This window comes from Sphaerimonospora mesophila, from assembly GCF_001417795.1.
In the GTDB taxonomy this organism is placed as follows: Bacteria; Actinomycetota; Actinomycetes; order Streptosporangiales; family Streptosporangiaceae; genus Sphaerimonospora; species Sphaerimonospora mesophila.
Genome location: NZ_BCBX01000058.1, coordinates 1 through 17,749, shown reverse-complemented (window position 1 = coordinate 17,749; position 17,749 = coordinate 1). Strand labels below are relative to the sequence as shown.

The 17,749-nt window shown below is 70.9% G+C and carries 18 protein-coding genes and 1 riboswitch; of the genes, 11 read left to right on the top strand and 7 right to left on the bottom strand.

The genetic code is table 11. The features are described from left to right. Positions 1–91: 91 nt before the first annotated feature. Positions 92–595: a Cys-tRNA(Pro) deacylase gene (gene ybaK / locus AP234_RS32095; protein ID WP_055483516.1), complete on the bottom strand. Its 504-nt coding sequence runs from the start codon at positions 593–595 to the stop codon at positions 92–94. A gap of 91 nt (positions 596–686) precedes the next feature. Continuing rightward, positions 687–764, top strand: a riboswitch (S-adenosyl-L-homocysteine riboswitch). A gap of 15 nt (positions 765–779) precedes the next feature. Between ybaK and metH the strand changes: the two genes are divergently transcribed. Then, the gene (metH, locus tag AP234_RS32090; protein ID WP_055483515.1) at positions 780–4,439 is read left to right on the top strand and encodes a methionine synthase; all 3,660 of its coding nucleotides are present in this window, start codon (positions 780–782) and stop codon (positions 4,437–4,439) included. Positions 4,440–4,578: 139 nt separating this feature from the next. Here metH and AP234_RS32085 read toward each other — a convergent pair whose 3' ends face one another. From AP234_RS32085 to AP234_RS32075, 3 genes are all read right to left on the bottom strand, one after another. Beyond that, positions 4,579–4,908, bottom strand: a complete 330-nt coding sequence (locus AP234_RS32085; RefSeq protein ID WP_055483514.1) for a helix-turn-helix domain-containing protein — start codon at positions 4,906–4,908, stop codon at positions 4,579–4,581. Between the two features lie 158 nt (positions 4,909–5,066). Then, positions 5,067–5,504: a type II toxin-antitoxin system VapC family toxin gene (locus tag AP234_RS32080; RefSeq protein ID WP_055483513.1), complete on the bottom strand. Its 438-nt coding sequence runs from the start codon at positions 5,502–5,504 to the stop codon at positions 5,067–5,069. Further along, a complete protein-coding gene (locus AP234_RS32075) occupies positions 5,501–5,725 on the bottom strand; it encodes a FitA-like ribbon-helix-helix domain-containing protein (RefSeq protein WP_055483512.1) in 225 nt (74 codons plus the stop codon). The genes AP234_RS32080 and AP234_RS32075 overlap by 4 nt, the downstream gene beginning before the upstream one ends. Positions 5,726–5,924: 199 nt before the next feature. Here AP234_RS32075 and hisD point away from each other — a divergent pair, with 199 nt between their 5' ends. The 8 genes from hisD (at position 5,925) to hisF (ending at position 11,687) form a co-directional block, all read left to right on the top strand. After that, on the top strand, positions 5,925–7,232 hold the full coding sequence (hisD, locus tag AP234_RS32070; RefSeq protein WP_055483511.1) for a histidinol dehydrogenase: 1,308 nt from the start codon (positions 5,925–5,927) through the stop codon (positions 7,230–7,232). Further along, positions 7,229–8,302 carry a histidinol-phosphate transaminase gene (locus tag AP234_RS32065; protein ID WP_055483510.1) on the top strand — a complete coding sequence of 358 codons (1,074 nt, stop codon included), beginning with the start codon at positions 7,229–7,231 and terminating at the stop codon, positions 8,300–8,302. The genes hisD and AP234_RS32065 overlap by 4 nt, the downstream gene beginning before the upstream one ends. Next, positions 8,299–8,898: an imidazoleglycerol-phosphate dehydratase HisB gene (gene hisB, locus AP234_RS32060; protein WP_055483509.1), complete on the top strand. Its 600-nt coding sequence runs from the start codon at positions 8,299–8,301 to the stop codon at positions 8,896–8,898. The genes AP234_RS32065 and hisB overlap by 4 nt, the downstream gene beginning before the upstream one ends. Then, positions 8,898–9,050: a hypothetical protein gene (locus AP234_RS37715; protein WP_162842227.1), complete on the top strand. Its 153-nt coding sequence runs from the start codon at positions 8,898–8,900 to the stop codon at positions 9,048–9,050. Before hisB ends, AP234_RS37715 begins: the two co-directional genes overlap by 1 nt. Then, positions 9,047–9,679 (top strand): imidazole glycerol phosphate synthase subunit HisH, encoded by a 633-nt coding sequence (gene hisH, locus AP234_RS32055; protein WP_162842228.1) that lies wholly within the window; start codon positions 9,047–9,049, stop codon positions 9,677–9,679. The genes AP234_RS37715 and hisH overlap by 4 nt, the downstream gene beginning before the upstream one ends. A 99-nt stretch (positions 9,680–9,778) precedes the next feature. Continuing rightward, positions 9,779–10,504, top strand: a complete 726-nt coding sequence (priA, locus tag AP234_RS32050; protein ID WP_055483507.1) for a bifunctional 1-(5-phosphoribosyl)-5-((5-phosphoribosylamino)methylideneamino)imidazole-4-carboxamide isomerase/phosphoribosylanthranilate isomerase PriA — start codon at positions 9,779–9,781, stop codon at positions 10,502–10,504. Beyond that, positions 10,501–10,920 (top strand): RidA family protein, encoded by a 420-nt coding sequence (locus AP234_RS32045; protein WP_055483506.1) that lies wholly within the window; start codon positions 10,501–10,503, stop codon positions 10,918–10,920. Before priA ends, AP234_RS32045 begins: the two co-directional genes overlap by 4 nt. Continuing rightward, complete coding sequence (hisF, locus tag AP234_RS32040) at positions 10,917–11,687, top strand: imidazole glycerol phosphate synthase subunit HisF (RefSeq protein ID WP_055483505.1); 771 nt, start codon at positions 10,917–10,919, stop codon at positions 11,685–11,687. Before AP234_RS32045 ends, hisF begins: the two co-directional genes overlap by 4 nt. A gap of 536 nt (positions 11,688–12,223) precedes the next feature. On the opposite strand, the gene AP234_RS37710 is transcribed toward hisF, so the two are convergent. From AP234_RS37710 to AP234_RS32035, 3 genes are all read right to left on the bottom strand, one after another. Then, positions 12,224–12,385, bottom strand: a complete 162-nt coding sequence (locus AP234_RS37710) for a hypothetical protein (protein ID WP_162842226.1) — start codon at positions 12,383–12,385, stop codon at positions 12,224–12,226. A gap of 93 nt (positions 12,386–12,478) precedes the next feature. Beyond that, positions 12,479–12,685 carry a hypothetical protein gene (locus AP234_RS36845; RefSeq protein WP_152990737.1) on the bottom strand — a complete coding sequence of 69 codons (207 nt, stop codon included), beginning with the start codon at positions 12,683–12,685 and terminating at the stop codon, positions 12,479–12,481. A 56-nt stretch (positions 12,686–12,741) separates the two neighbouring features. Continuing rightward, a complete protein-coding gene (locus AP234_RS32035; protein ID WP_055483504.1) occupies positions 12,742–13,374 on the bottom strand; it encodes a TIGR03085 family metal-binding protein in 633 nt (210 codons plus the stop codon). Positions 13,375–13,647: 273 nt separating this feature from the next. On the opposite strand from AP234_RS32035, the gene AP234_RS32030 reads away from it, so the two are divergent. Both AP234_RS32030 and AP234_RS32025 read left to right on the top strand, forming a co-directional pair. Then, complete coding sequence (locus AP234_RS32030; RefSeq protein ID WP_055483543.1) at positions 13,648–15,456, top strand: ABC transporter ATP-binding protein; 1,809 nt, start codon at positions 13,648–13,650, stop codon at positions 15,454–15,456. Positions 15,457–15,539: 83 nt separating this feature from the next. Further along, positions 15,540–17,276, top strand: a complete 1,737-nt coding sequence (locus AP234_RS32025) for an ABC transporter ATP-binding protein (protein ID WP_083502625.1) — start codon at positions 15,540–15,542, stop codon at positions 17,274–17,276. Positions 17,277–17,749: the final 473 nt, after the last annotated feature.

The following is a 17,749-nucleotide window of genomic DNA, read 5'->3' as shown; positions in this document are numbered from 1 at the left end:
TTGTCGTCTCCTTCCGCTATAGAGACGTGCCGAATGCCCGAGACGTGACATTCGGCTGTGCGGCGGCCGCCGGAAGGTCCGGCGAGAGGCGTCAGTCGGTCCTGGCGATCGCGGCGACGAAGGCGCCGGTGAGCTCGACGAGGGTGGCGGGAGCCGTCTCGATCTGCAGGCCGCGCCGGCCGGCGGAGAAATAGACGGTCTCGAAGCCGAGCGCCGACTCGTCGACGACCGTGGGCAGCTGCCTGCGCTGGCCGAGCGGGCTGATGCCCCCGACGACGTATCCGGTGACCCGCTCCACCTTGGCCGCCTCGGCCATCGTCGCGCGCTTGCCGTGCAGCGCGGAGGCGAACGCCTTCAGGTCCAGCTTGGCCGCGACCGGGACCACGGCGACGGCCAGCCCCCGCTCGGTCTCCGCCACCAGAGTCTTGAAGATCCGCTCGTACGGCACGCCGAGCGCGTCGGCGGCCTCCTCGCCGTACGCCTGCGCGCTGGGATCGTGCTCATAGGGGTGGAGGGTGAAGTCGGCCCCGGCCTTGGCCAGCGCCACCGTCGCGGGAGTCCCCTGCCCGCCCCTGCCCTTGTTGGTCTTGCCCACGTCTGGAAGCGTAGGGCACGGATCCTCCCGTGATCGGCTTCCCCACCGGGGCGGTAGATTTTTCCGGCGGCTTTTCGGTACCGTGGAGATCCCGGTCGAGAGGCGCTGCAACGGGCTGAGGCCCGCCACGCTCGGCCGGGCGACGTATCGTCAAGGGCGCCTCCCGACAGCCGGGAGGTGACCGGTGAACACACGTTCAAAGCACGACGACGACCGAGCCGAGGATCGTACGCTGCGACTGCGAGAGCTGTTCGATCGGCGGATCGCGGTGCTCGACGGCGCGTGGGGCACGATGCTCCAGGGCGCCGGGCTCACCGCGGACGACTATCGCGGGGAACTGCTCCGCGACCACCCGCGTGACGTCGCCGGCGACCCCGACCTGCTGAACCTGACCCGGCCGGACGTCATCCTCGACGTCCACCGGCGATATCTCGCGGCGGGCGCGGACATCACCACGACGAACACGTTCACCGCGACGAGCATCGGCCAGGCCGACTACGGACTTCAGTCGCTGGTGCGGGAGATGAACATCCAGGGCGCCCGGCTGGCACGACAGGCGGCGGACGAGGCCGGGGGGCGTTTCGTCGCCGGGTCGGTCGGGCCGCTCAACGTCACGCTTTCGCTCTCTCCCCGGGTGGAGGACCCCGCCTACCGCGCGGTCACCTTCGACCAGGTCCGTGAGGCGTACGCGGAGCAGATCCGGGCGCTGGCCGAGGGCGGCGTCGACCTGCTGCTGATCGAGACGATCTTCGACACGCTCAACGCCAAGGCCGCGATCGCGGCGGCGCGCGACGTCGCCCCCGACCTGCCGCTGTGGATCTCGGTCACGATCGTCGACCTGAGCGGGCGCACGCTGTCGGGGCAGACGGTCGAGGCGTTCTGGCGCTCCATCGAACACGCCGATCCGCTGGTCGTGGGCGTGAACTGCTCGCTGGGCGCGGAGGAGATGCGCCCGCATGTCGCCGAGCTGTCCCGGCTGGCCGGCACCTACACGGCCTGTCATCCCAACGCGGGGCTGCCGAACGCGTTCGGCGGATACGACCAGACTCCGCAGGAGACCGCCCGGCTGCTCCGCGAGTTCGCCGAGTCGGGCATGGTCAACGTCGTGGGCGGATGCTGCGGCACGACCCCGGAGCACATTGGGCGGATCGCCGGCGCGGTGTCCGGCCTGTCGCCGCGTGCGGTTCCCACGCCGCCGGCACGCCCCCGCTTCAGCGGGCTGGAGCCGTTCGAGATCGGCGACGACACCGGCTTCGTGATGATCGGAGAGCGCACCAACGTCACCGGGTCGAAGCGTTTCCGCCGCCTCATCGAGGCCGACGACTACCAGGCGGCCGTCGACGTCGCGCTGGACCAGGTGCGCGGCGGGGCCAACGTGCTCGACGTCAACATGGACGCCGACCTGCTCGACGGCGAGCTGGCGATGACCACGTTCCTGAACCTGATCGCCACCGAGCCCGAGGTCGCCCGTGTGCCGATCATGATCGACAGCTCGCGGTGGAGCGTGCTCGAGGCCGGGCTCAAGTGCGTGCAGGGCAAGGGCATCGTCAACTCGATCAGCCTCAAGGAGGGCGAGGGCCCGTTCCTGGAGCAGGCGCGGCTGATCCGCGACTACGGCGCCGGCGTGGTCGTCATGGCCTTCGACGAGCGCGGCCAGGCCGACACCGTCGAGCGCAAGGTGGAGATCTGCGCCCGCGCCTACGACCTGCTCACGCAGCAGGCGGGATTCCCCGCCGAGGACATCGTGTTCGACCCGAACGTGCTCGCCGTCGCCACCGGCATCGCCGAGCACAACGGCTACGCCAAGGCGTTCATCGACGCCCTGCCGCTCATCAAGGAGCGCTGCCCCGGGGTGCGGACCAGCGGCGGCATCTCCAACCTGTCGTTCTCCTTCCGCGGCAACGACACCGTGCGGGAGGCGATGCACTCGGCGTTCCTCTTCCACGCCGTACGGGCCGGCCTGGACATGGGCATCGTCAACGCCGGGCAGCTCGCCGTCTACCAGGACATCCCCGAGGACCTGCTGGAGCTCGTCGAGGACGTGCTCTTCGACCGGCGGCCCGACGCCACCGACCGGCTCGTCGCCTTCGCCGAGACGGTCAGCGGCACGGCGGCCCGCCGTACGGTCGACCTGGCCTGGCGCGACGCGCCCGTCGAGAAGCGCCTGGCGCACGCGCTCGTGCACGGCATCGTGGACTTCATCGAGGCCGACACGGAGGAGGCCCGGCAGGGGGCGGCCCGCCCGCTCGACGTGATCGAGGGGCCGCTCATGGACGGCATGAAGATCGTGGGCGACCTGTTCGGCTCCGGCAAGATGTTCCTGCCGCAGGTGGTCAAGAGCGCGCGGGTGATGAAGCGCTCGGTCGCCTATCTGGAGCCGTACATGGAGGCCGAGAAGGAGCAGGCCCAGCTGGAGTCGGCCGACGTCGTCAGGGGCAACGGAAAGATCGTGCTCGCCACCGTCAAGGGCGACGTGCACGACATCGGCAAGAACATCGTGGGCGTCGTCCTCGGCTGCAACAACTACGAGGTCGTCGACCTCGGCGTCATGGTCCCGGCGAGCGTCATCCTCGACACCGCCGTGGCCGAGGGCGCCGACGCCGTGGGCCTGTCCGGCCTGATCACCCCGTCGCTCGACGAGATGGTCAACGTCGCCGGGGAGATGCGCCGCCGCGGGCTGAAGCTGCCGCTGCTGATCGGCGGCGCCACCACCTCGCGCCAGCACACCGCCGTCCGCATCGCCCCCGCCTACGACGGCCCCACCGTCCACGTGCTCGACGCCTCCCGCGTGGTGGGCGTCGTGTCCGACCTGCTCGATCCGGAGCGCGCCGACGAACTGGTCACGCGCAACCTGGCCGAGCAGGAGCGGCTGCGCGAGCAGCACGAGAACCGGCGGCAGACCCCGCTGCTCTCCCTCGCCCAGGCCCGAGCCAACCGCGAGCGGGTCGACTTCGCCGACCTGCCCGTCCCGGACTTCACCGGCGTCCGCGTCGTCCGGCCGGACCTGACGGAGCTGCGCGCGATGATCGACTGGCAGTTCCTGTTCCTCGCCTGGGACCTGAAGGGCAAGTTCCCCGCGATCCTCGACCAGCCGGTGGCCCGCGAACTCTACGACGAGGCGCTCGCCCTGCTCGACCAGATCATCGCGGGGGAGCGGCTGCGGGCACACGGCGCCTTCGGCTTCTGGCCCGCCCACTCCGAGGGCGACGACATCGTGCTCGAGACCGCCGCAGCGGGCGGGGACGGCGTCGTACGCCTGCCGATGCTGCGCCAGCAGACCGTCAAGCCCGAAGGCCGGCCCAACCGATGCCTCGCGGACTACCTGGCTCCCTCCGGGGACCACATCGGCGGGTTCGCCGTCGCCGTACACGGAGCCGACGAGCTCGCCGCCGAGTTCGAGGCCGAGCACGACGACTATCGGGCGATCATGGTGAAGGCCCTGGCCGACCGGCTCGCCGAGGCGTTCGCCGAACACATCCACCTGCAGGCGCGGCGCGCCTGGTTCGAGCCCGACGCCGACCCGCGCATCGAGGACCTGCACGCCGAGCGCTTCCGCGGCATCCGCCCGGCCCTCGGCTACCCCGCCTGCCCCGACCACAGCGAGAAGCGGATCCTGTTCGAACTGCTCGACGCCGGGCAGGTCGGCATGGGCCTCACCGAGTCCTGCGCCATGACCCCGGGGTCCGCCGTCAGCGGGCTGATCTTCGCCCACCCCTCCTCGCGCTACTTCACAGTGGGACGGATCAACCGGGACCAGGCCGAGGACTACGCCGTACGGCGCGGCCTCGCCCTGAGCGAGATCGAGCACTGGCTGCGCCCCAACCTCGCCTACACCATCGAGTAGCCCTCGAGGACCGCCGGGATGTCGTCACCGGCGGCCTGTCGAGCATCATGTCTGGCGTACGAGGCCGGGATCGTACGCCACCGGCTCGTCGCAGGTGATCAAACCTCGTCCGGTGTGGGCGGCCACACCGGCCAAAGGCTCAGGCGACCTTGATCGTGCATGCACCGACACCGGCGGTCACATCCAGATGACCGCCCAGAGCGGCGACGTATGACCGCAAAGTCTCCAGCTCCATGGCATGCACCTCGCCATTTTCGATCTGGGAGATCCTCGACTGGGACACCCCCAGCACGGCGGCGATCTCGCCCTGGGTCTTGCCCAGCCTCTGGCGCAGTTCCTTCAGGCGATGATGAGTGACCCGAGCGTTCAAACGCGCATCGGCGGCGGCCCGCCGTGCGGGGTCCGTCATCTCCGGGTGCAGCCGGTGGGCCTCAGCCTTGACCTCCCGCCAGTTTCGTGCAGGACTCATCGGTAGCTCTCCAGTTCTTTCTCGGCGCGGTATGCGGCGTAGCGTCGCTCGGCCAACGGAATGGTCTCTCGATACCAGCGGGACCAGACGCGCCCTGGGGCACAGACCATCACCGCCCGTCCTGCCGCCGGAGCTTTCGATGGTGCGATGTCGACCGCCTAAACGCCTTCGGGTGACTGATCGGCCTGCCATGGCGGCGGATAACGGTGGATCTCCGCGCGGTGCCCGGTCGAACCGGCGAACTTCGCGTCGTCGGTCAAGAGCGGTACCCCCAGCAGCTCCGCGAGGGCGACGTACATGCCGTCATAGGCGGTGAGATTGTTCCGAAGCTCCAGCACTCGCGGCTGTAGCGGCAACATGGAATGCCGGACGATCTTGAGCTGTGCATAGCGTTCCAGCATGGTTCTGGCCCGTGCCTCCGAGATGCGCACCTCCGGCTTGCTGGTGATCACATGCCCACGCACCACCGAAGCGATCTCGACATCGATCAGCGCCGGTGCGTGCAGCTTCCGGGCCAACCGCCGCCGAAGAAGATCGTCGCCCTTCACGTTGGCCAACAGGCGGAAAACGATCGAGGCGTCGACGACCACGGTCACCGACGGCCCTCGCGCATCGCCTCGCGTACGAAGTCGGGATCGTACGGCACCGGCTCGTCAGCGGCGATCTTGGTCATCACCTCGTCCAGGGTCGGTGTGGCCGCCTCCTCGTTCAGCAGGTCCCGCACGTAGGCGGCCAGCGACTTGCCTTCGCGCTCCGCCCGTGCTTTGAGCGTCCGCTCGGTCGTGTCGGGGACATCGCGAATCTGAATAGTACCCATGCCTGCATTTTAGCATGCATGTCGCATGCATTCATGGTGCTTCAGGACGATGGGCTGCTCATCCACCGCGAGGCCGGCTTTTGGCGCCCCGCCGCCCGGGAGCCGCCCCTGCCAAGCGGTGGTCATTCGCGGGGCGAGACGGTGCCCGGATGGTGGACGGAGAGCCGGAGCGGTTGCCGGTTCTCCGTAGACTGTTACGGTGATTTCCCGTATCGACCTGCGCGGCTCCCTGCCGGGAGACCTGCGCGCCGTGCTGCCCCGCGCCGAGCTCGACGTCGAGGCCGCCCTGGAGAAGGTGCGGCCCATCTGCGAGGAGGTGCGCCATCGCGGTGCGGCGGCCGTACGGGAGCTGACCGCGAAGTTCGACGGCGTCGAGCTGGACAGGGCCCGCGTGCCGGTCGCCGAGATCGAGCGCGCGCTGGCCGACCTTGATCCGAAGGTGCGCGCCGCGCTCCAGGAGTCGATCAGGCGGGCCCGCCTGGTCCACCGCGACCAGCGCCGCACCGACACCACCACGAACGTCGTGCCCGGCGGCACGGTCACCGAGCGGTGGGTCCCGGTCGGCCGGGTCGGGCTGTACGTGCCGGGCGGCCGGGCCGTCTACCCCTCCAGCGTGGTCATGAACGTGGTCCCAGCCCAGGAGGCGGGGGTGCCCTCGCTCGCCGTCACCTCCCCGGCCCAGGCGGACTTCGGCGGCCTGCCGCACCCCGCGATCCTCGCCGCGTGCGCGCTGCTCGGGGTCGACGAGGTGTACGCCGTGGGCGGCGCGCAGGCCGTGGCGATGTTCGCGTACGGCACCGAGGAGTGTCCGCGTGCCGACATGGTGACCGGGCCGGGCAACATCTGGGTGGCCGCGGCCAAGCGGCTGCTCAAGGGCCGCATCGGCATCGACTCCGAGGCCGGGCCCACCGAGATCGCGATCCTCGCCGACGAGACCGCCGACCCCGTGCACGTCGCGGCCGACCTGATCAGCCAGGCCGAGCACGACGTCATCGCCGCCTCCGTGCTGGTCACCACCAGCCCGGCGCTGGCCGACGCGGTGGAGAAGGAACTGCCCGGCCAGGTCGCCGCGACCCGCCACAGCGAGCGGATCACGCAGGCGCTGGCCGGCCGGCAGTCCGGCATCGTGCTGGTGTCGGACATCGAGGACGGGCTGAAGGTCGTCGACGCCTACGCCGCCGAGCACCTGGAGATCCAGACGGCCGACGCCGCGGCGGTCGCCGCGCGGGTGCGCAACGCCGGGGCGATCTTCGTCGGGCCGTACGCCCCGGTCTCCCTGGGCGACTACATGGCCGGGTCCAACCACGTGCTGCCGACCGGAGGCTGCGCCTGCCACTCCTCGGGGCTGTCGGTGCAGACGTTCCTGCGCGGCATCCATGTCGTCGACTACACCCGCGAAGCGCTCGCCGAGGCCGCGCCGTACGTCTGCGCGCTCGCCGACGCCGAGGACCTGCCCGCACACGGCGCCGCCATCCGCGCCCGGTTCGACTGGAACATTCCCTCATGACCCTTGACGATCTGCCGCTCCGCGACGACCTGCGCGGCAAGCAGCCGTACGGCGCGCCGCAGCTCGACGTGCCCGTCCAGCTCAACACCAACGAGAACCCCTACCCGCCGTCGGCGGCGCTGATCGACGACCTCGCCCGGGCCGTACGGCACGGCGCCGCCACGCTCAACCGCTATCCCGACCGGGACGCGGTCGAGCTGCGCAAGGACCTCGCCGACTACCTGGGCCACGGTCTGACGGCCCGGCAGGTGTGGGCGGCCAACGGGTCGAACGAGATCATCCAGCAGATCCTGCAGGCGTTCGGCGGTCCGGGGCGTTCGGCCATCGGCTTCGAGCCGTCCTACTCGATGCATCCGATCATCTCGGGCGCCACCGGCACCCGCTGGATCGAGGCCGCCCGCGACGAGGGCTTCGCGATCGACCCCGAGGCCGCCGTCGCCGACATCCGCCGCCACCGCCCCGACGTGGTCTTCCTGACCTCCCCGAACAACCCGACCGGTACGGCGCTGCCGCTCGACGTGATCGAGCACGTCCTGCGTGCGGCGCCGGGCATGGTGGTGGTCGACGAGGCCTACGCCGAGTTCGCCAGGGAGGGCACGCCGTCGGCGCTGGCCCTGCTGTCCGGCCACCCCCGGCTGATCGTGACGCGGACCATGTCGAAGGCGTTCGCCATGGCCGGCACCCGGCTCGGGTACCTGGCCGCCGACCCCGCCGTCATCGACGGGCTGCTGCTGGTCCGCCTGCCGTATCATCTGTCGACCCTGACCCAGGCGGCCGCGCGGGTCGCGCTCGCGCACCGCGCCGAGCTGCTCGGCACGGTCGACGCGCTGCGCGCCGAGCGCGACGCCACGGTGGACTGGCTGCGCGGGCTCGGCCTGACGGTCGCCGACTCGGACGCGAACTTCGTGCTGTTCGGGCGGTTCCCCGACCGGCACGCCGTCTGGGAGGGGCTGCTGGAACGCGGAGTGCTGATCAGGGAGACCGGCCCGGACGGCTGGCTCAGGGTGTCGATCGGCACCCGGGAAGAGATGGCGGCCTTCCGTGCCGCTGTGGAAGGGGTCCTCCAATGAGTAACGAGCGTCGTGGCCGGGTCGAGCGCAGCACGAAGGAGACGTCCGTGCTGGTCGAGGTCGGCCTCGACGGCACCGGCGTCGTCGACGTCTCGACCGGCGTGGGGTTCTTCGACCACATGCTGGCCCAGCTCGGCAAGCACGGGCTGTTCGACCTGACCGTGAAGACCGAGGGCGACCTCCACATCGACTCGCACCACACGATCGAGGACACCTCTCTCGCGCTGGGCGCCGCGTTCCGCGAGGCCCTGGGCGACAAGTCGGGCATCCGGCGGTTCGGCACCGCGTTCTGCCCGCTGGACGAGACGCTCGCCCAGGTCACTGTGGACCTGTCCGGCCGGCCGTACCTGGTGCACACCGAGCCGGCGGGCATGGCCCCCATGATCGGGCCGGAGTACGACACGACGATGACGCGGCACATCCTGGAGTCGTTCGTGGCCCAGGCGGCCGTGTGCCTGCACGTGCACGTGCCGTACGGGCGCAACGCGCACCACATCGTGGAGGCGCAGTTCAAGGCCCTCGCCCGGGCCCTGCGCGAGGCCTCCGAGCGGGACCCGCGGGCGAGCGGCGTGCCCAGCACCAAGGGCGTGCTCTGATGACCCTCGCCTCGGTGGGGATGATCTTCGTCGGTCTCTTCCTGATCGGCGGGGTCATCTCCGGGGTGCGGCAGGGGATCAAGCCGCTGGCCGTGCTGGCCGGCGTCGGAGCCGTGCTGGCGATCACCGCGGGGGTGCTGTGGTGGGAGTGAGGAACCGCGTGGTCGTCCTCGACTACGGCTCGGGCAACCTCCGCTCCGCTGAGCGGGCGCTGGCCAGGGCCGGCGCCGAGGTGACGGTGACGGCCGACTTCGACGCCGCGCTCGAGGCCGACGGCCTGGTGGTCCCGGGGGTCGGCGCGTTCTCGGCGTGCATGGAGGGGCTCCGGCGGGTGCGCGGCGAGCAGATCATCGGCCGCCGCCTGGCCGGCGGCAGGCCCGTGCTCGGCATCTGCGTCGGCATGCAGATCCTGTTCGAGAAGGGCGTCGAGCACGGCGTCCACACCCCCGGCTGCGGCGAGTGGCCCGGGGTGGTGGAGCGCCTCGACGCCCCGGTGCTGCCCCACATGGGCTGGAACACGGTCGCCGCGCCCACCGGCGGCGTCCTGTTCCGGGGCCTGGACGCCGGCACCCGCTTCTACTTCGTGCACTCCTACGGGGTGCGGGAGTGGCGGCTGGAGGCCGGCCCGGGCTTCGCCGAGCCCCTGGTCGCCTGGTCCGAGCACGGCGCGCCGTTCGTGGCCGCCGTGGAGAACGGGCCGCTCATGGCCACCCAGTTCCATCCGGAGAAGTCCGGCGAGGCGGGAGCCGTACTGCTGTCGAACTGGCTGGACAGGCTGTGAGAACGCTGTGAACCTGTCCTGAGTGGGACCCGTCCTAATCGTGGGTCCCGCCGAACCCGGTGCTCGTCACCATCGTTCCTGACCGGAGGTCGTGTTCCAATGTCGCTCGTATTGCTCCCAGCCGTGGACGTCGCGGACGGCCAGGCCGTCCGCTTGGTGCAGGGGGAGGCGGGGACGGAGACCTCATACGGGGATCCGCTGGCCGCCGCGCTCGCCTGGCAGGAGGCCGGCGCGGAGTGGATCCATCTGGTCGACCTCGACGCGGCGTTCGGCCGGGGCGACAACCGTGAGCTGCTCGCCTCGGTGATCGGACGGCTGGACGTGAACGTCGAGCTGTCCGGCGGCATCCGCGACGACGAGTCGCTGACCGCCGCGCTGGCCACCGGCTGCCGCCGGGTCAACATCGGCACGGCCGCGCTGGAGGAGCCGGCCTGGTGCTCGAAGATCATCGCGGAGTACGGCGACCGCGTCGCGGTGGGGCTGGACGTCCGGGGGACCACACTGGCCGCCCGCGGCTGGACGAAGGAGGGCGGTGACCTGTGGGAGGTGCTCGACCGGCTGGAGTCCGACGGCTGCCCCCGCTACGTGGTCACCGACGTCACCAAGGACGGCACGCTGCGCGGCCCCAATGTCGACCTGCTGCGGCAGGTCTGCGCCAGGACCGACCGGCCGGTGATCGCGAGCGGCGGTGTGTCGTCGCTGGACGACCTGCGCACGCTGGCTTCGCTCGTGCCGGACGGCGTCGAGGGCGCGATCGTCGGCAAGGCGCTGTACGCCCAGGAGTTCACGCTGGAAGAGGCGCTGGCGGCGGTGAGCGCGTCATGACCGGCGACACCGACGCGCACGGCCGCATCTTCTCGGGCGGTCCCTGGGAGGACCGGTACGGCTACGCCCGCGCGGTCGTCGCGGGTCCGCACGTGCTGGTGTCCGGATGCACCGCCACGGTAGGCGGCGAGGTCCAGCACGTGGGCGACGCCTTCAACCAGACGCTCACCGCCATCTCCATCGCTCTGGACGCGGTCGAGAAGGCGGGCGTCTCGGTCGAGGACGTCGTCCGCACCCGGCTCTTCGTGGTCAAGGCCGCCGACTTCGACGCGGTCGGACGGGCACATGGCCAGGTGTTCGGCTCGGTGCGGCCCGTCTGCACGAGCGTCCAGGTCGCCGGGCTCGTCGACCCCCGGATGCTGGTCGAGGTCGAGGTCGAGGCATACCGGGTCGACCGGGGGGAGGAGACGCGATGACCGTCGCGGTACGGGTCATTCCCTGCCTCGACGTCGACGGCGGCCGGGTCGTCAAGGGGGTCAACTTCGAGAACCTCCGCGACGCGGGCGACCCGGTCGAGCTGGCCCGGCGCTACGACGCCGAGGGGGCCGACGAGCTGACGTTCCTGGACATCACCGCGTCGTCGGGCGAGCGGGAGACCACGCTGGAGGCGGTACGCCGTACGGCCGAGCAGGTCTTCATCCCGCTGACGGTCGGCGGCGGCGTGCGCTCGGTCGAGGACGTGGACCGGCTGCTGCGCGCCGGAGCGGACAAGGTCGGGATCAACACCGCCGCCATCGCCCGGCCCGAGCTGCTGACCGAGGCGTCCCGCCGGTTCGGCGCCCAGTGCGTCGTGCTGTCCGTGGACGCCCGCAGGGTCGTCGACGGGCCGCCCACCCCGTCCGGCTTCGAGGTGACGACCCACGGGGGCCGCCGGGGCACGGGCATCGACGCGGTCGAGTGGGCCGCGCGGGCCGAGGAGCTCGGCGTGGGGGAGATCCTGCTCAACTCGATGGACGGTGACGGCACGAAGTCGGGGTACGACCTGGAGATGATCCGGGCCGTGCGCGCCGCGGTCTCCGTCCCGGTGATCGCCTCGGGCGGCGCCGGCGGCCTGGCGGACTTCCCGCCCGCCATCGAGGCCGGCGCCGACGCGGTGCTGGCCGCCTCGGTGTTCCATTTCGGCCAGCTCAAGATCCAAGAGGTCAAGGACGCGCTGCGCGCTGCCGGTCACCCCGTCCGCTGACCCCACCCCGTGATCTTGCGAAAACTCGCACGCGGGTACTGAGAGCAGGCACTTCGCGTTTGTGATCTCGCAGTTTCTTGCAGGTCTGCCCGCCGAGCGGTGAAAACGCCTTAGCCGATCTTGCACTTTCCGATCGAGTGCAAGATCGGCTAACGCATATCGGCAGGTCGGACGCCATGGCTGCGAGTATCTGCAAGATCACGGAATCGATTCGTGCAGGTCAGAAGGCCATCCTGCGAGAAATCGCAAGATCACGGGTGGGGGAGTGGAGGGATGGCTCGGCCGATCTCGGTGCCGGCGGGGACTCCGCCGGCGTCTCATCGGGTCCGGGCGGCCGTTCCGAGGGGACGATCAGACCGTCCGGGCACCCGACCGGGTCGAGTGCGTGGTGGCGGCCGCGCGTGAGCGGGCCGCCGGTGGCGAGCATCCCCCGATGTCGCGGAGGCGATATGGCGGGCGATGATCGGCGTCTTCATCGATTACGGGCGCGCCGAGCACCGCGTCCGCCCCGGGTCAAAACGGCGGGCCGGGCGGCATCATCCCAACACCGAGGTGAAGAACGTCGCCAATCGCGACGCACCGGTGTTGACGGTCTCGAAGACGCCCTTCACGGCGGCCGCGGCCGCGTGCGGCTGGTTGTAGAGGTAGAAGACCACGAACGCGATGGCCGCGTACGTAAGAACCTTCTTGACCTGCATTGGGGAGCCTCCTGCAGTCAGTTTCCCGGCTGTTTGTACCCGGTGACTGAAATGATCATAACTAGCCGCAAGGACACGAGGCTCTACCGCCCCTCAACCGGAGACAAGGGATGTGAAGAACGCCCCGAGGCGTTCGGCTCCCGTGGTGATGCCGCCGAACACGCCCTTCACGGCGGCGGCGGCATTGGCCGGTTGGGTGAACAGATAGAAGATCACAAAGGCGACGGCCACATAGGTCAGCACTTTTTTGACGTTCATTCGGGGCTCCAACCGTGATGCGTTGACCACATGCTGCCCCATGGAGCCGAGAGGATGTGGCTGAATCGTCCACCCGGGCGTTTGTGTCGGGTGAGCCGTTACAGCCCGAATCGGGTCTGCCGCAGACGGTCGACGGCCGAGGGCTCGCCGGAGTAGTCGACCATCGCCTGTTCCCCGCGTCCGAAGGCGAACAGCGTGAGTTCGGCCGGCTCGCCGCTGACGATCACCACGGGCGAAGCACGCCTGCCCGCGGTCTTCTCCCCGCTCGTACGGCGCAGCACGACGCCGACGGGGGACCGGCGCAGCAGCAGGCGGGCCATGGTGCGCAGCCGCCGCCACAGCACGTCCTGCAGACCGGCGGGGAGTGTGCGCGGCGCCCATCCCGCCTGCGCCCGGCGGACGTCCTCATGATGGATGAACAGTTCCACCGTGCCGACCAGCTCGTCGAGGCCGGGGAGCCCGTACGGCGACCACGCCGGCGGGCCCTGCCGCACCAGATCGACGAGCTCGGGGTAGGGGTGGCGGGTCTTGATCCGCTCCTGCACCGCACGGGTGTGACCGGACAGGAACGGGATCGCGATGCCCGGGGCGGCGTCGAGACGCCGCTCGCGGAGCACGAGGTGGGCGGCGAGGTCCTCGGTGGCCCAGCCCTCGCAGAGCGTGGGGGCGCCGGGGCCGAGCCGGTCCAGCAGATCGCAGAGCGCTGCGCGCTCCTGTCGGGCATGTTTCACACGGTCAGCCTAACCGCCGGAATAACCGGCTGATCGCGGCGATTGGGAGAGTCTAGGACCGAGGGCTCGGCGCCCGTCCGCGGCCGGAGGCCGATCCGCGCACCGCGACCCGCGGGTGCGATGTCCTCCCGCCGTATGCGGGAGCGCCCGGCCCTTTCCCCTGATTGAGAGGAAACGCCCCGAGTGTCCAAGGAGTCCACGGAGTCCAAGGAGTCCGAAGAGTCCAGAGAGTCTGAAAAGTCCGAAGAATCGAAAGCACCGGCCCGTTCTGTCATGCTCCAGGGTTTTCGGGTGATCGGGGTGGCCGTCAGGGCGGAGCCGGGAGTGTTCACCGCCGCGGTCCTCGCCAGCGCGCTCTACGGCGGGATGACCGTGGCCTCCTCGTGGGCGCTGGGCTGGGCGACCGACCACGCCGTCCTGCCCGCGTTCCGCGACGGCGGAGAGGCGGCCACGGGAGCGCTGCTTCTCGCCGCGCTGTTCATCGTCGGCGTGGCCGTGCTCAAGGCGGCCGGGGTCATGGGACGGCGCATCCTCGCCGGGGTCATGCAGTACCGCATGCAGGCCCGGTCCAGGCGCGAGGTGACCCGGCAGTACCTGCGGCTGCCGCTGGCCTGGCACCACCGGCACCCCACCGGGCAGCTCCTGTCCAACGCCAACTCCGACGTCGAGGCGGCCTGGGGCCCGCTGGCCCCGCTGCCCATGGCCGTCGGCGTGATCGTGATGCTCGTGACCGCCGCCGTGGCGATCGTGCTCGTCGACCCGGTCCTCGCGCTCGTCGGTTTCCTGATCTTCCCGGCCATCGCCCTGCTCAACCTGGTCTACCAGCGCAGGCTGTCCCCGCTGGCGATGCGGGCGCAGCGGCTCAGGGCCGAGGTGAGCGAGGTCGCGCACGAGAGCTTCGACGGGGCGCTGGTGGTCAAGACGCTCGGCCGGGAGGACGCCGAGGCCGCGCGCTTCCAGGCGCGGGCCGACGAGCTGCGCGACGCCAACATCGCCGTGGGGCGGGTGCGCGGACTGTTCGACCCGCTGCTGGAGGCGCTGCCCACGCTCGGCGTGCTCGCCGTGCTGCTCGTCGGCGCGGCCCGCCTGGAGTCGGGCAGCCTCGCGACCGGCGACCTGGTCCAGGTGTCCTACCTCTTCACGCTGCTCGCCTGGCCGATCCGCGCGCTCGGCTGGGTGCTGGCCGAGCTGCCGCGCAGCGTCGTCGGCTGGAGCCGGGTGCGCGACGTGCTCGACGCCACCGGCTCCATGGCGTACGGCACGGCCTCGCTCGACGGCGCGGGCCCCGCACGGGTGACGGCCGAGAACGTGCGGTACGGCTACGACCCCGGCGCGCCCGTGCTGCGGGACGTCTCCTTCCGGGTCGAACCGGGCCGGACGGTCGCCGTCGTCGGCCCGACCGGATCGGGCAAGTCCACGCTCACGCAGCTTCTCGCCCGTCTGATCGACCCCGACGTCGGGGTCGTCAGGATCGACGGGACCGACCTGCGCGACGTGGCCAAGGGCGGGGTGAGCGGCGCGGTGGCGCTGGTCCTCCAGCAGACGTTCCTGTTCGACGACACCGTGCGCGGCAACGTCACGCTCGGCCTCGACGTGCCGGACGAGAAGATCTGGGCGGCGCTGCGGCTGGCGCAGGCCGAGGGGTTCGTGAGCGCGCTGCGGTCCGGGCTGGACACCCGCGTCGGCGAGCGCGGCGCGTCGCTCTCCGGCGGCCAGCGGCAGCGTCTCGCGCTGGCCCGCGCGCTCGTACGTGAGCCCCGGCTGCTCATCCTGGACGACGCCACCTCCAGCGTGGACCCGCAGGTGGAGAAGCGGATCCTGCACGGGCTGCGGGAGGAGTCCGCCGAGTCGACCGTGGTCGTGGTCGCCTACCGGATGGCGACGATCGCGCTGGCCGACGAGGTCGTCTACCTGGAGCAGGGCACGGTGGTCGATCACGGCCCGCACGACGAACTGCTGGCGCGGTGCGAGGGCTACCGCGCGCTGGTGACCGCCTACGAGCGCGAGGAGGCCGAACGGGCCGACGCGCTCGACGAGGTCGTCGACGAGTCCTTCGACAGCGACGAGGAGGTCGTGGCGTGACCGCCGTGGACGAAAGGGCCGGCGACGGCGTGACGGACGAGGCGCGGGCCGAGGAGACCCTGCGGGAGGCCGAGCGTTCGGCCATGGAGACCGTCCGGCACGGCCTGCGCCTTTCGCCCGAGTTCCGGCACGGGCTGGCCGGGACCCTCGCGCTGGCCGTGCTGGCCACGCTCGGGAAGATCATCGTGCCGATCGCGGTCCAGCAGGTGATCGACCGGGGGCTGGACGGCGGCACGCCGGACGTGCCGTTCATCAGGAACGCCGTCCTCCTGTGCGCGGTGGCCGTGCTGCTGACCGCCCTGTGCGGCTACCTGATGAACGTCAGGCTCTACCGGTCCACCGAGTCGGGGCTGGCCACGCTGCGCGGCAAGGGATTCCGCCACGTGCACGACCTTTCCGTACTGACCCAGAACAGCGAACGGCGCGGCGCACTGGTGTCACGGGTTACCGGGGACGTGGACCAGATCAGCGCGTTCATGCAGTGGGGCGGTCTGACTATCATCATCGCGGTCGGGCAGCTCGTCGTCGCGACCGCGCTGATGGCCGTCTTCTCTTGGCGGCTCACGCTGCTGGTGTGGGTGTGCTTCCTGCCGGTGATGATCGTGTTGCCCCGGTTCCAGCGCATGGTCTCCCGGGCGTACACGAGGGTGCGGGAGCGGGCCGGCGACGTCCTGGCCGCCGTCAGCGAGTCGGTCGTCGGCAGCGCCGTCATCCGGGCGTACGGCTCGGAGGACCGTACGGCCGAGCGGATCGACCGGGCCGTGATCGGCCAGCGCAGGGCGCAGACCCGGGCTCAGATGATCATCGGTTTCACGTTCCCGACCACCGAGATGGTCGCGGCCGTCGCGGTCGCCGGCGTCATCGTCCTGGGCGTCCACCTGGGAGTGGCCGGGTCGATCACGCAGGGGCGGCTCATCGCGTTCCTGTTCCTGATCACGCTGTTCATCAGCCCGCTGCAGACGGCGACCGAGGTGCTCAACGAGGCGCAGAACGCGATCGCGGGATGGCGGCGCGTCCTCGGCGTGCTCGACACCCCGGCCGACGTGGCCGACCCCGCCGACGGCGTGACGCTGCCGCGCGGCCCGATCTCGGTCGCCTTCGAGCGCGTCGGCTTCGCCTACCCCGGCGGCCCGCCGGTGCTGCACGACGTCTCCGTGGAGATCACACCGGGCACGCGGATGGCGGTCGTCGGGGAGACGGGATCGGGCAAGACGACGTTCGCCAAGCTGCTCACCCGGCTCATGGACCCCACCTCGGGCCGGATCCTGGTCGACGGCGTCGACCTGCGCGAGGTGAGCTTCTCCTCGCTGCGGGAGCGGATCGTGATGGTGCCGCAGGACGGGTTCCTGTTCGACGCTTCGCTGGCGGACAACATCAGGTTCGGCCGGCCGTCGGCCTCGGACGAGGAGATCAGGATCGCCCTGACCGAGCTCGGGCTCGCCGACTGGCTCGACGGCCTCCCCGCCGGTCTGGACACCCCGGTCGGTCAGCGCGGCGAGTCGCTGTCGGCGGGGGAGCGGCAGCTCGTCGCGCTCGCCCGCGCCTACCTCGCCGACCCCGACCTGCTGCTGCTCGACGAGGCGACCTCGGCGGTGGACCCCGCCACCGAGGTACGGCTCGCGCGGGCGCTCGACGGCGTCACCCGGGGCAGGACCGCCGTGTCGATCGCCCACCGGCTGTCCACCGCCGAGGCGGCCGACGAGGTCCTGGTGTTCCAGCACGGCCGGATCGTCCAGCGCGGCCCGCACGCCGAGCTGGTCGGGGAGGACGGCGTCTACGCCGACCTGCACGCCTCCTGGGCCTCCGCCATCGGCTCCTGACTCCGCGGTGATACCGACGTCTAACGTCGGTGGCGTCTTTTCGTCAACGGGTTCGGCGAGCCGGCCCGGCTTCAGGAGTGGTGGGAGAGCCTCTGATGGCGATGGAATCTCACGATCGAGTAGAACCTCCTGCGCCTTGTCGAACGGATCCTTCCGGTTACCGAATCAGTGCAGCGGACGCGGTGGAAGATCCACCGCGTCGCTCGCGTTCCATCTCGGCCCGCTCTCACACCAGGGGCGGACATCGAGCACGGCGCCGGGCCGGATGTCGTGTCGGCACTGCGCGATATCCCGGCTTCCGCCTTCCCCGCCGCCACTGGAGGCCGGGTCGTGCCCCCGACGCCATCCGAGGGGCTGCCGGTCCGCTCTGACCTGGCGACAGGGGCTTCTCCGCCATCAGTCGCTATTCGTCGCCCGTAAGCCATCCCTTGGCCACAGCCTTGGCACCGGCCTGAAAGCGGCTACGGGCACCG